Origin of the sequence: Lysobacter defluvii IMMIB APB-9 = DSM 18482 (assembly GCF_000423325.1) — a bacterium.
Taxonomy (GTDB): domain Bacteria; phylum Pseudomonadota; class Gammaproteobacteria; order Xanthomonadales; family Xanthomonadaceae; genus Novilysobacter; species Novilysobacter defluvii.
This window is the reverse complement of record NZ_AUHT01000004.1, coordinates 357076-369526: the sequence shown is the minus strand read 5'-3', so window position 1 is coordinate 369526 and position 12451 is coordinate 357076. Positions and strand designations below refer to the sequence as shown.

Genomic DNA, 12451 nt, shown 5'->3' with positions numbered 1-12451 from the left:
CAAACTCGTCCTTAAGCTTGTCGACTTTCCAGCACGTGGGGCCATAGCTCAGCTGGGAGAGCGCTACAATGGCATTGTAGAGGTCGGCGGTTCGATCCCGCCTGGCTCCACCACTTCAAGGACCTTCGATTCGCGGCTGAGTGAAAGCAGCCGGGCAACGAGCGGAAGTCCACTGCGTCCCCATCGTCTAGAGGCCTAGGACACAACCCTTTCACGGTTGCGACCGGGGTTCGAATCCCCGTGGGGACGCCACTCCATACACGCAAGAGGCCGCCGGAAGGCGGCCTCTTGCGTTGCTGCCGCGCGGGCGGCTACACCGTCCACTCGTTGCTACGGACGCGCGTCACCGGGCAACGCGTACGCAATCACGTAGTCCCCGGTTTTCGTGCCGGTGGAGCCGTGTCCGCCGGCAATCACCAGCAGGTACTGGCGCCCGTCCGCGCCTTGATAGGTCATTGGCGTGGCTTGGCCTCCGGCCGGCAGCCGGTCCTGCCACAGTTCCTCGCCGGTGGCCACGTCGTAGCCGCGGATGTAGTAGTCCATCGCGCCGGAATAGAACGCGACTCCCCCGGCCGTCATCATCGGGCCGCCGATGCCCGGCACACCCATGCGGAAGGGCAGGGGAATCGGCGCGAGGTCGCGCACGGTTCCGTTGCGGTGCTGCCAGACCACCTCGCCGGTGGTGAGGTCGGCGACGGCGACATAGCCCCACGGTGGCTCGTGGCAGGGCAGGGCGAGCGGCGAGAGGAAGGGGCCCATCTGCACCGCGAACGGCGCGCCGAAGTTCTCGTTGAGGTCGGGCAGGGGACTGTGCGGCGGGGCATCGCCGGTCTGCACGTACAGGGTTTCGTCGTCCTCGCGCGGGATCAGCTTCGAGGTGAACGCCAGGTAGGCCGGGGTGGCGAAGGCCACCTGCCGCACCGGGTCCACGGCCACGCCTCCCCAGTTGAACACGCCGAAATTGCCGGGGTGGATGAGTGAACCCTGTTCGGAGGGCGGGGTGTAGCGTCCCTCGTAGCGCAGTTTGTGCAGCTGGATCCGGCAGAACATCTGGTCGATCAGGGTGGCGCCCCACATGTCTGCGCCAGTCAGGTCGGGCGGTCCGAACGACAGCGCCGAAACCGGCTGGGTCGGTGCCGTGTGGTCACCCGCAGCGGCGCCCTGCGGCACCGGGACCTCCTCGACGGGGAGCACCGGCTCCCCGGTGCGGCGGTCCAGCACGAAGATCTCGCCTTGCTTGGTCGGCTGCACGAGGGCCGGCACCGTCTCGCCGCCGATATCCAGGTCGATCAGCGACGGCTGTGCAGGCACGTCGTAGTCCCACAGGTCATGGTGGACGGTCTGGAATACCCAGCGCAGTTGCCCGGTCGCGATGTCCAGCGCCACCACGCTACTGGAGTAGCGCGCGCCCTCCGGATCGCGGTTGCCGCCCCACTGGTCCGGTGGCTGGTTGCCCATGGGGATGTACACCAGCCCGAGCGCCTCGTCGACGCTGGAGATCGACCAGCTGTTCGGCGTGCTGATGGAGTAGGTCTCGCCGGGCGCGATCGGGAGGGTGTCCTCCGGATCGCCGGGATCCCAGTTCCAGACCAGTTCGCCGGTCCGGGCGTCGAAGGCACGGATCACGCCGGAGGGCTCGGTGGTGCTGACGTTGTCGAGCACGGTGCCGCCAATGATCACCAGCCCGCCGGCCACCACCGGCGGGGAGGTCGAGTAGTACGAGCCTGGGTTGACCTCGGGCATGTTGCGCCACAGGTCGACCTGGCCGGTCCCGTTGCCGAAATCCTCGCAGACCCGCCCGTCGTTGGGGTTGATGGCGATCAGGCGCCCGTCCGCGGTGGGCATGAACAAGCGCGCGGTGCAACTCCCGGTGGGCAGCCCGGCGGCGGCGACCGGCGCCCCGGAAGGGGTGCGTGCGTCCAACGCGGGGGTCGTGGCATCCGCGCGTGCCGTCCCGGCAGCCGGAGCCGGGGCATCGGGCCCGGGACCCGCCGTGGTGGCGTCCGCTGACTCGCTGGCCCTCGTGTCCGTGTTGGCCGCAACGGCCTCGCTCGTGTCCCTCTCCTCGCGCGCGGGAGTCCCCGGATACCAGGACAGGCCGCGGCAGGTCAGGTGCTGCAGCGCCAGGTCTTCCTGGATCCGCGGGTCCAGCCGCCAGACCTCCTCGCCCGTCGTCGCATCCACGGCAATCACCGACTGGTGCGGCGTGCACAGGAACAGCCGGTTATCGATCTTCAGCGGAGTGACCTCGAAGGTGGTTTCCTCCGGATCTCCCGGCCGGCCACGCACATCGCCGGTGCGGTAGGTCCAGGCAACCTCGAGCTGGTCGAGGTTGGCGGGCGTGATCTGCCGCAGTGGCGAGTAGCGCTGCCCGTAGCCGGTGCGGCCGTAGGCGTGCCATTCGCCGGGCGGCACATCGCCGGCTGCGGGCGGTGGCGCCGCGGCGGTGGGGGCGGGCAGCCGGCCGTCGATCCGGTGCGCATCACGGGTCCAGGAAACGACCGAGGCCAGTAGCACCAGCGCCGTCACCGCTGCCAACGGAATCCAGCCCTTCCTCGCACGTGGGGGGCTGGCGGCCGCCTTGGTCCCTTCGCTGTGTCGGGCGACGAGTCCACGGCGTACCCACGGCAGCAGCAGCCAGATCGCGAGCAGGAACAACAGCCCAAGCCGTGTTGCCAGGGGCCACCAGTCCAGTCCGGCCTCCCACAACGACCAGGCAAGCGTGGCGAGCAACAGTGCGGCGTATACCAGCAGGGCAGCCGGCCGGCGCATCCACAGCAGCGCTGCGGTGGTGATGAACCCCAGCCCCGCAAGCAGGTAGAACCAGGACCCGCCAAGCGACGCGAGCCATAGGCCGCCGCCGGCAAGCACCAGCCCAATGAGCAAGAACACGAGGCCGGTGATCACCGGCGCACGCGAAGCGGCGCGGTTGTCCATGAGGTGCTCCCGGGAAGGCGAATTTCATGGCGACCATCGAACAGCGCCCGTGGTCATTACGTGCACACGATTCGTTCAGAAGGCGATGCTGCTCTTCAGCACCTGCCTGCTCCCGCGGCGCCGCGACCGTACGACGGCAGTGCCCGGCCTACTCGCCGTGGCGGGCGAACACCGAGGTTGAACCGTCGTCGGCGACCAGCTCCACGGCGTAAGGCTGCACCCGCCCATCGGGCATTTCCATCCCCGGCGAGCCGGCCGGCATCCCGGGGACGGTCAGGCCCCTTGCCTGCGGCTTCTCCGCCAACAGGCGCTTGACGTCCGCGGCCGGGACATGCCCTTCGACGAAGTAGCCGCCTACCTGGGCCGTGTGGCACGACCCCTTGCCGTAGGGGACTCCGGCGCCCTGCTTCACCGGCAGCATGTCGTCGGTGTCGTGCACTTCCACCGGGAAGCCGGCTTCGCGCATGTGCTCGATCCACTTCACGCAGCAGCCGCAGCTGGGGCTCTTGTGTACGGTCAGCAGGGGCAGGGCGGTGGCGGTGCCCGGCGCGTCGGGCGTGGAGCGGTCCTGGCCGGACCAGACCAGCCCCCCCGCCAGCAGTCCGGCGGCGGCGACGAGCGCGGCAATGGCGGTCCGGGTCGTGGTGGCTTTCATGGGATGTCCTCGGGGGCGTGGCAGGCCCGCCCATATTGCCCGCATGGCGGCGGCCATGTCTTGAGCTGCGTCAGCTCCGCGCGGCGCGGAGGCGACTGGTTTTGCGGGCCGCTGACACGCCCGCACCTATGTTGCGGGCATGGATCCCGCCCACGACCTGGTCGTCCAGCGCCGCGAAGGCCTCTACTGTCCCCAGGGCGACTTCTTCATCGACCCCTGGCGGCCCGTCGAACGGGCGGTGATCACCCACGGGCACGGGGACCATGCACGCCCTGGCATGGGCGAGTACCACGTCGCCGCGCCGGGGTTGCCGATCCTGGAATGGCGCCTGGGCGAGCAGCGCTACCACGCCCATGACTACGGAGAGCCGTTCGAACTCGGGGCCGCGCGGGTCAGCCTGCACCCGGCCGGCCACGTGCTCGGGTCGGCGCAGGTGAGGATCGAGGTCGACGGCCGGGTGTGGGTGGCGTCGGGCGACTACAAGCGCCAGCACGACCCGACCTGCGCGCCGTTCGAGGTCGTGCCCTGCGACGTATTCATCACCGAGGCGACGTTCGGTCTGCCGATCTACCGCTGGCCCGACACCTCTGCGGTGGCGCGCGAGATCGTCGCCTGGCGGGACCAATGCGCGTCACGAGGGGAGGCCGCGGTGCTGCTGTGCTACGCGCTGGGCAAGGCGCAGCGGCTGTTGGCGGAGCTGGCACGGCACACCGACCGGCCGGCACTGTTGCATGGCGCGATCGCGGCGGGGGTCGAGGTGTACCGGCAGGCGGGCATCGACATGCTGCCGACCGTGCCGCTGCGGGAGGCGGACACCGGGGACGGGTTCGCCGGCGAGCTGGTGCTCGCTCCGCCTTCCGCGGCCGGAAGTCCGTGGATGAGGCGGTTCCGCAAGGCGCAGACCGGCTTCGCCTCGGGCTGGATGCGGGTGCGCGGCAACCGCCGGCGGCGGAACCATGACCGCGGGTTCGTCGTGTCCGACCACGCCGACTGGCCGGACCTGATGCGTACCGTCCGCGAGACCGGCGCGCGCCGCGTCATCGCGACCCACGGGAACACCGACGCCATCATCCGCGCCCTCAACGAGTCCGGCATCCACGCCGAGGCATTCCGCACCGAGTACGGCGCGGACGCGGACGAGGAGGGCTGATGCAGCGCTTCGCCCGGCTGTTCTGCGAACTCGACCGCAGTACCGCGACGCTCGACAAGCGGGCCGCGCTGGTCGACTACTTCCGCGAGGCCCCGGCCGGGGATGCGGTCTGGGCACTGTGGCTGCTGTCAGGCGGCAAGCTGGGCCGCATCGCCAGCACCCGCGAGCTGCGCGAGTGGATCTCCGAAGAGAGCGGCCTGCCGGACTGGCTGGTGGAGGACAGCTACGACCAGGTAGGTGACCTGGGCGAGACGCTGGCCCTGCTGCTGGACGATCCACCCGATACCGCGCCGGACGTCCCGCTGCATGCCTGGATCGAGCAGCGCCTGCTGCCGGTCGCCGGGCGCGAGCCGCACCTGCGCCGCGCCGTGGTGGTCGACGCGTGGCGCACGCTGCCCTTCGACCAGCGCCTGCTGTTCAACAAGATGCTGACCGGCGCGCTGCGCGTGGGTGTTTCGCAGCGCACCGTGCAACAGGCCCTGGCGGCAATGTCCGGCGTGGACATCGCGCGCATCGCGCAGCGCATGCTCGGGGCCTGGACTCCCACCGCCGGCTTCCTGCGCGACCTGCTGTCGCACGAGGAACTGCCCAGCGACCGCCGGCAGCCATACCCGTTCTTCCTGGCCTCGCCGCTGGAGACCGCGCCGGAGGTACTCGGCCCGCCAGGGGACTGGCTGCTGGAATGGAAATGGGACGGCATCCGCCTGCAGCTGATCCGGCGCGGCGGCGAGGTGGCGTTGTGGTCGCGGGGCGAGGAGCGGCTGGACGGCCGCTTCCCGGAGATCGAAGCCGCGGCGGCGAGCCTGCCGCGCGACTGCGTCATCGACGGCGAGTTGCTGGGTTGGCGCGAGGGCGAGGAACAGCCCCTGCCGTTCACCGCCCTGCAGACGCGGATCCAGCGCCGCAAGCCGGGGCCGAAGACCCTCGCCGCGACGCCCGCGCGGGTGCTCGCGTACGACCTGCTTGAGCTCGACGGCGCGGACCTGCGGGAACGCCCCCAGCACGAGCGGCGCCAGGCCCTGGACGAACTGCTGCAGGCCCACGGCGATCCCCGCGTGCAGCTCTCTCCCGCGGTGCAGGTCGCGGACTGGGGGGCGGCGTCGCGGCTGCGCGACGAGGCGCGGGAACGGGGCGTGGAGGGACTGATGCTCAAACGGCTGGGCGCTCCGTACCAGAGCGGCCGGCGGCGAGGGGACTGGTGGAAGTGGAAGGTCGATCCGCTCACCATCGATGCGGTGCTGATCTACGCCCAGTCCGGGCACGGGCGCCGCAGCACGCTGTTCACCGACTACACCTTCGCGCTGTGGGAAGGCGAGGTCCTGTTGCCGGTCGCCAAGGCGTACTCCGGCCTGGACGACAAGGAGATCCTGGCGCTGGACCGCTGGATACGCGCCCACACGGTCGACCGCTTCGGCCCGGTGCGCGCCGTGGAGCCGGTGCAGGTGTTCGAGCTGGCGTTCGAGGCGGTAAACCTGTCCGCGCGCCACAAGTCGGGCGTCGCGGTCCGGTTTCCGCGGATCCTGCGCTGGCGCCACGACAAGCCGGCAGCGGAGGCCGACCGCCTGGATACGCTCCGGAGCCTGGCGCGGTGACCGGCGGCGCACGGGCGCGCAGGCGCGAGGCCATGCAGCGGCTCGATGAATGGTTCGCCGGGCGCGGGTGGCGCCCGCTGCGCTTCCAGAAGGCACTCTGGCGCCGCTACCTGGCAGGCGAGTCCGGTCTCCTGAACACCCCGACCGGTAGTGGCAAGACGCTCGCCGCGTTCGGAGGACCGTTGCTGGAAGTGCTTGGGGCGGCGGCGGCGTCCGCAGAGCCTGGTAGCCGCGCAAAGCCCCGCCGCACCCCCAGCCGGCCACTCGCCGTGCTGTGGGTCACGCCACTTCGGGCGCTGGCAAACGACACGGTGAGGGCGCTGCGCGAGCCAATCGGGGAACTCGGGCTGGACCTTGCCGTGGGGATGCGCACCGGCGACGCCTCGGCCCGCGACCGGCGGCTCGCCCGCGCCGGCAAGCTCGATGTCCTGGTCACTACCCCCGAGTCGCTCTCGCTGCTGTTGTCCTACCCGGACAGCGCGGGTCATTTTTCCGGGCTGCGCTGCGTGGTCGTCGACGAGTGGCACGAACTGCTGGGCAACAAGCGCGGCGTACTGCTGCAACTCACCCTGGCGCGCCTGCGGCGGTTGTCGCCGGACCTGCGGCTTTGGGGCCTGTCGGCGACCCTCGGGAACCTCGACGAGGCGCGCGACGTATTGCTTCCCCATCGGCCGGACGCGCCAATCGTGACCGCGGCACGCGCGCGCAGGGTCACGGTGACGACGCTGCTGCCCGAAGAGGGCGAGCGCTTCCCGTGGGCTGGCCACCTGGGCCTGTCGCAGCTCGCGCGGGTCGTGGCGGCGGTGCAGGGCGCGCGAACCAGCCTGGTGTTCACCAATACCCGTTCCCAGGCGGAGTTGTGGCACCAGGCGCTCTCGGCGGTGTGGCCGGGGCGGCCCGGGGACATCGCGCTGCACCACGGTTCGCTGGACCCGAAGCTGCGGGCCGCGACCGAGGCGGGGCTGCGCGACGGCTCGCTGCGATGCGTGGTCGCCACCTCCAGCCTGGACCTCGGGGTCGACTTTCCCGAGGTCGATCGCGTGTTCCAGGTCGGGAGCCCGAAGGGCGTTGCGCGGTTGCTGCAGCGGGCAGGCCGCTCGCGCCATCGCCCGGGAGAGGCGGGCCAGGTCACCTGCGTGCCAACCCATGCACTCGAGCTCGCCGAGTACGCGGCGGCCCGGGTCGCGCTCGCGGAGGGCAGGATCGAGGCACGAAGACCGCCGGTACTGAGCGTGGACGTGCTCGCGCAGCATTGCGTGACGCTGGCGCTGGGCGGCGGCTTCGACGCTGCCGGTCTTTACCGCGAGGTGCGCGGCACGCACGCCTTCGCCGCTCTCGAGCCGGCTGCGTGGCAGGCGGTGCTGGACTTCATCGTGCAGGGCGGCAGGGCACTGGAGAACTACCCGGATTACCGCCGCGTGGTGCGCGGCGAGGACGGGATCTACAAGGTGGAGGATCGCCGCATCGCATTCCGCCACCGGCTGTCCATCGGCACGATCACCAGCGATGGCGCGGTCTCGGTGAAGTTCCTGCGCGGCGGCGGACTTGGCTCGGTGGAGGAGGGCTTCATTGCCCGGCTGCGTCCCGGGGATCATTTCCAGTTCGCCGGGCGGACGCTGGTGCTGGTGCGGCTGGAGTCGATGACCGCCTACGTGCGGCTGGCCCGCAATGCATCCGGGCAGGTGCCGAAGTGGCAGGGCGGGCGGATGCCGCTCTCCTCGGAGCTCGCCCACGAGGTCGAGCGCCAGCTGGCCTCGCCCGGGGACGTTCCCGAGATGCGGGCGATGGCGCCTTTGCTGCGGCTGCAGGAGCGCCTGTCCGGGCTGCCTGGCCCCGGCAAGCTGCTGGTGGAGTCGGTGAAGCGCCGCGACGGGCGCCACATGTTCGTCTATCCGTTTGCCGGCCGCCAGACGCACGAAGGACTGGCGGCGCTGCTGGCGCTGCGCTGGGGCCGCCGGACGCCCAACACCTTCCGCTACGCGGCGAATGATTACGGCCTGGTGCTCACGCCGGCGCAGGACCTGGAACCCGACGCGGATCTCCTGCGCGAGCTCATGTCGCCGGAGGGGCTACGGCAGGACCTGGAGGAAAGCCTCAACCTGGCCGAGCTGGCGCGCCGCCAGTTCCGCGAGGTTGCGCGGATCGCCGGACTGCTGCCGCCCTCGCTGCCGGGAAGGGCCGTGCGTTCGATGCGGCAACTGCAGGCCTCGAGCAGCCTCCTGTTCGACGTGCTGCAACGCTACGACCCCGACCACCTGCTGCTCCGCCTGGCCACAGAGGAGGTCTGGTCCACCCAGCTCGATGTGCAGCGCCTGCAGGAGGCGCTGGCGGACTGCGCGCGCCGCAGGATCGAGCTGCACGCGCCACGCAGCCTGACCCCGCTCGCCTTTCCGCTGTGGGCGGAGAACCTCCGCAGCGGCGAACTCAGCACCGAATCCTGGAAGGCCCGCGTGCAGCGCGCCGCCGCCGAGCTGGAAAGACGCCATGGCGGCTAGCGTCCACGCCCGGTTGGCAGGGGAGGAGGTCGAACTGTTCGCCGACCGCGGCCTGTACTGGCCGGCCCGCCGACGAATGCTGGTGGCCGACCTGCACCTGGGCAAGGCCGATGTGTTCCGGCGCGCCGGGATCGGGGTGCCGCGCGGAGGCACGAGCCACGACCTGGCGCGCCTGTCCAGGCTGCTGGACGCCAGCGGCGCCAGCGAGCTGTGGGTGCTGGGGGACGTGGTGCATGGAGCGGTGAACGACACCAGCTGGCAGGAGTCGTGGCGGCAGTGGAGGGCGCGCCATCCGCAGGTGTCGATTGGGGCGATCGTGGGCAACCATGACCGTGCGCTGGCGAACGCCGGCCTGGGGTTCGAACTGCTCGGCGAGGAGGTGGACGACGGCCCGTTCGCCCTGCGCCACCACCCTGGCGCCCACGCTTCGCGCCACGTGCTCGCGGGCCACCTGCACCCCGCGGTCCGGCTGCCCGGAATGCAGGGGCGCCGCTGGCCGGTGTTCTGGCTGCGCGGGAGCCACACGGTGCTGCCGGCGTTCTCGGAATTCACCGGCAGCTTCGTGGTGGAGCCGGCGGGCTCGGAGCGGGTCGCCATCTGCGTGGAGGGTGAGGTGGTGTGGCTGGCTGCAGCCGGAAAACCGGCGGGGCAAGCGGGGCTGCGGTAGGATCAGCGGCTGCCGCGGGGGCGGCGGGGGAGGGGAGAACCACATGGAGTCGCGGCTCAGGGCGTTCGCGCACCGCCACCGGCTGCCGGCCAAGCGGCTGGTGACCGGGCTTGTGCGGGTGTTGCCCGGTTCGGCGGGCAGGAGGCTGAGGGCCCTGGCGGAACAGGTCGCCTTCCGCGTGAGGCCGGAGTACCAGGGCGACACGCTGCCGCCGATCTTCCACTTCTGGTCGGGCCGCTTCCTGCACCCGGTCCTGCAAGACCACGGGATCGGGTCCCCGGAGTCGTTCTACCTGCAGAAGATCCTTGGGACGCAAGCCGCCGGGCCGATCCTCCGCGTGGTGAGTTACGGCGCGGGCTCGTGTGCGCTCGAGCTCGACATCGCCGAGGCATTACGGGACCGGGGCGTCGCATTCGAGATGACCTGCGTCGACTTCAACGAGGCCCAGCTGCAGCGGGCCTCGGCCGGCGCGGCCTCGCGAGGACTGCTTCCGGCCGTCCGGTTCCTCGCGGCCGACTGCAATGCCATCGCCGACCCGCCGGCGGCCGACGTCATCCTCGTCAACCAGTTCTTCCATCACGTGGAAGACCTGGAGTCGTTCACTGCCGCGCTGCGCGGCTCGCTGGCGACGGAGGGCCGGATCCTGTCCTGCGACGTGGTCGGCCGGAACGGCCACGTGCCATGGCCCTCCGTCGCCCGCGAGGTGGATCGCGCGTGGAGCCGGCTGCCACCCGCCAAGCGGTTCGACCGGTACCACGGCAGGGCCACCGACCGCTACATCCCGGTCGACCACTCGTCATATTCGAACGAGGGGGTCAGGGCGCAGGACGTGGTGGAGCGCTTGCTGGAGCACTTCGACTTCGAGGTGTTCCTCACCTTCGGCGCAGCGGTGATGCCCTTCATCGAGCGACGGATCGGGTTCAATTTCGATCCGGAGTGCGATGAGGACCGGGACTTCATCCGGGAGGTCCAGCAGGCGGACGCGGAGGCTCTGGCGTCGCACCGGTACCCGGCATCGAACATGATCGCGTCGATCCGCCACAAGGGCATGGCGCCGGAGCCGGTGTTCTTCCCCGTATCCCCGGAAGCGCACTCGGCACTCACGAAGAGGGAGGCGGGGATGCTGGGGCATGGCAGGCGAGGGGACAGGAGGATCCGGGCGGCCTGACCGGGGATCCGGGGGGGGGCGTCGCTTCACGGCACTTCTACGTCCTCCAACGTCCACTGAAGGCGAGTGACGGCGGCGACGCAAAGGCCGCTATATTCCGGACACCCCCCAGAGAAGGAGATCGCCATGAACCTGACCAAGCAACATCGCGGTATGGCCCGCGCGCTCGCCGTGGCGGTCGTCGCCTCGGTGGGCCTCGCCGGCTGCGCGACCTACGCAGACGAGTTTGCAGGGGTCAACTCGCGGCTTGATCGGCTCGACACCCAGGTGCAGAACGCGGCGCAGAATGCCGAGTCGGCCAACCAGTCCGCGCAGCAGGCGAACCGGCGGCTCGACCAGATCGAAGGCCGCGTCCAGCAGCTCGAGTCGTCCCGCGGCCGCGTGCCGCGCGGGTAAGCGTTTCCGCGCAATCCGCGACTCCATGCACTGAAGCCGGACCCGGCGGCCCATGCGAGCCGCCGGTCCGGCGATTTCGTACTCCCGGCATTTCGAAGGAAGTTTTCCCATCCGTACTACCGCAACCCGCACTGTTCTTTGCGCGCTCGCGTTGGCGCTGGCAACGGCGAATCCCGGCTTCGCCAGCGCCGAAGAGTCCCCCGCAGACGCGGCCTCCACACGGCCGGCTTCCAGCTTTGACCAGCTCCCGGCGGACCAGGATGTGTCCGATACGGTCATCGAGCTCGCCGGCTGGGTCGTCGCATCCAACGACAGCGAGGGCTATCCGTTCGCCATCATGGACAAGGCCGCCGCACAGGTCTTCGTGTTCGATGGCGACGGCCGGCTCCGCGGCGCGGCGCCCGGGCTGTTCGGCTCGGCGGTGGGAGACCACACGGCTCCCGGAATCGCCGGACTGGCCCTGGCCGAGATTCCTGGCCGCGACCGCACGACACCCGCCGGTCGCTTCGTCGGTGGTTATGGCCCGTCACTTGACGCCGGTCGCGTGCTATGGGTGGACTACGACTCCGCAGTCTCCATCCATCCGACCGCCACCGGTGTCCCCGCGGAACGGCGTCCGGAGCGCCTGGCTTCACCCACGCCGGAAGACAACCGCGTGACCCACGGCTGCATCAACGTGGCACCGTCGTTCTACGAGCAGGTCGTCGGCCCGGCTTTCGAGCGGGGCGGGGTGTTCTACATCCTGCCGGACGAGTCGTCGATCGAGGATGTCTTTCCGGAGTTCGCGCAGAGTCGTGGTTCCGCCGGCGGTAATGGGTGAGCGGCCGGAACTGATGAGCAGCTGGCAAGCCATCCCGTAGTGCTCATAACATAATATGCATTATGCGAAGTAGCGCAGGGGTGTCGCTGTAGGTCGCTCCTGAGCTTGCTCCGCTACTTGCACGCCTTCCGCACCCGTTCCCCCCACCTCTGCTGTCTGCCTCCGAGCAATCGCCCCTGACACAGCCAACAAACCCCCTCTCACGCTCCGACACACGCCCCGAAGTCATCGCGTGACCGACAAGTTGCCGCGAACCCGGCGAAACAGCCAACAAACCGCCTCCATTTCCTGGCGACCTCCGGCGAGCGATCCTGTGGACGGATGCTGGTCACTCCCTCGCGCACGACCCGGAGATCCCAAAATGACAACAAGACGGCCCAAGCTCGACTGTCTGCCGCGGACATTTTTGGGCCGCATCCGCGGATCGTTTTAGCCGCTACCGCGGACAAACTTAGGCCAAGGCGGGTATCCGCAGACAAGTCGCTACCAAACCCGCCACATCAGCGCAAAAGTTTGAGCAGCCCCCGCCACGTAGGACGTGCCGTCGGACTTCCTTCCGAAGGCAATGTTT

At 70.1% G+C, this 12451-nt stretch carries 9 protein-coding genes and 2 tRNA genes; 9 read left to right on the top strand and 2 right to left on the bottom strand.

What is annotated here, in order from left to right:
• Positions 1 to 37: 37 nt before the first annotated feature.
• Together G545_RS0101815 and G545_RS0101810 are read left to right on the top strand one after the other, a co-directional pair.
• Positions 38 to 113: transfer RNA gene (locus G545_RS0101815), tRNA-Ala, on the top strand.
• A gap of 63 nt (positions 114 to 176) precedes the next feature.
• A tRNA-Glu gene (locus G545_RS0101810) sits at positions 177 to 252 on the top strand.
• Between the two features lie 78 nt (positions 253 to 330).
• Here G545_RS0101810 and G545_RS0101805 read toward each other — a convergent pair.
• Together G545_RS0101805 and G545_RS0101800 are read right to left on the bottom strand one after the other, a co-directional pair.
• The gene (locus G545_RS0101805) at positions 331 to 2937 is read right to left on the bottom strand and encodes a PQQ-binding-like beta-propeller repeat protein (protein ID WP_036135692.1); all 2607 of its coding nucleotides are present in this window, start codon (positions 2935 to 2937) and stop codon (positions 331 to 333) included.
• A 148-nt stretch (positions 2938 to 3085) separates the two neighbouring features.
• Positions 3086 to 3592, bottom strand: coding sequence for a DUF411 domain-containing protein (locus G545_RS0101800; RefSeq protein WP_197050165.1), 507 nt, complete (start codon positions 3590 to 3592; stop codon positions 3086 to 3088).
• A gap of 139 nt (positions 3593 to 3731) precedes the next feature.
• Here G545_RS0101800 and G545_RS0101795 point away from each other — a divergent pair, with 139 nt between their 5' ends.
• The 7 genes from G545_RS0101795 to G545_RS0101765 all read left to right on the top strand — a co-directional run bounded on the left by G545_RS0101795 (position 3732) and on the right by G545_RS0101765 (position 11880).
• The gene (locus G545_RS0101795; protein ID WP_027068897.1) at positions 3732 to 4742 is read left to right on the top strand and encodes a ligase-associated DNA damage response exonuclease; all 1011 of its coding nucleotides are present in this window, start codon (positions 3732 to 3734) and stop codon (positions 4740 to 4742) included.
• Entirely contained in the window at positions 4742 to 6334 is a 1593-nt protein-coding gene (locus G545_RS0101790; RefSeq protein ID WP_027068896.1) for an ATP-dependent DNA ligase, read from the top strand. The genes G545_RS0101795 and G545_RS0101790 overlap by 1 nt, the downstream gene beginning before the upstream one ends.
• Positions 6335 to 6366: 32 nt before the next feature.
• Complete coding sequence (locus G545_RS0101785) at positions 6367 to 8829, top strand: ligase-associated DNA damage response DEXH box helicase (protein ID WP_027068895.1); 2463 nt, start codon at positions 6367 to 6369, stop codon at positions 8827 to 8829.
• Positions 8819 to 9496, top strand: a complete 678-nt coding sequence (pdeM, locus tag G545_RS0101780; RefSeq protein ID WP_027068894.1) for a ligase-associated DNA damage response endonuclease PdeM — start codon at positions 8819 to 8821, stop codon at positions 9494 to 9496. The genes G545_RS0101785 and pdeM overlap by 11 nt, the downstream gene beginning before the upstream one ends.
• 43 nt (positions 9497 to 9539) lie before the next feature.
• On the top strand, positions 9540 to 10664 hold the full coding sequence (locus G545_RS0101775; protein WP_027068893.1) for a class I SAM-dependent methyltransferase: 1125 nt from the start codon (positions 9540 to 9542) through the stop codon (positions 10662 to 10664).
• Between the two features lie 126 nt (positions 10665 to 10790).
• A complete protein-coding gene (locus G545_RS0101770) occupies positions 10791 to 11060 on the top strand; it encodes a membrane protein (protein WP_027068892.1) in 270 nt (89 codons plus the stop codon).
• A 151-nt stretch (positions 11061 to 11211) separates the two neighbouring features.
• A complete protein-coding gene (locus G545_RS0101765) occupies positions 11212 to 11880 on the top strand; it encodes a L,D-transpeptidase (RefSeq protein ID WP_027068891.1) in 669 nt (222 codons plus the stop codon).
• Positions 11881 to 12451: the final 571 nt, after the last annotated feature.

Coding starts and splice junctions, on each gene's coding strand:
- pdeM (WP_027068894.1), top strand. CDS start 8,819: ATGGCGGCTAGCGTCCACGCCCGGTTGGCAGGGGAGGAGGTCGAACTG.
- G545_RS0101795 (WP_027068897.1), top strand. CDS start 3,732: ATGGATCCCGCCCACGACCTGGTCGTCCAGCGCCGCGAAGGCCTCTAC.
- G545_RS0101800 (WP_197050165.1), bottom strand. CDS start 3,592: ATGAAAGCCACCACGACCCGGACCGCCATTGCCGCGCTCGTCGCCGCC.
- G545_RS0101790 (WP_027068896.1), top strand. CDS start 4,742: ATGCAGCGCTTCGCCCGGCTGTTCTGCGAACTCGACCGCAGTACCGCG.
- G545_RS0101785 (WP_027068895.1), top strand. CDS start 6,367: ATGCAGCGGCTCGATGAATGGTTCGCCGGGCGCGGGTGGCGCCCGCTG.
- G545_RS0101775 (WP_027068893.1), top strand. CDS start 9,540: ATGGAGTCGCGGCTCAGGGCGTTCGCGCACCGCCACCGGCTGCCGGCC.
- G545_RS0101805 (WP_036135692.1), bottom strand. CDS start 2,937: ATGGACAACCGCGCCGCTTCGCGTGCGCCGGTGATCACCGGCCTCGTG.
- G545_RS0101770 (WP_027068892.1), top strand. CDS start 10,791: ATGAACCTGACCAAGCAACATCGCGGTATGGCCCGCGCGCTCGCCGTG.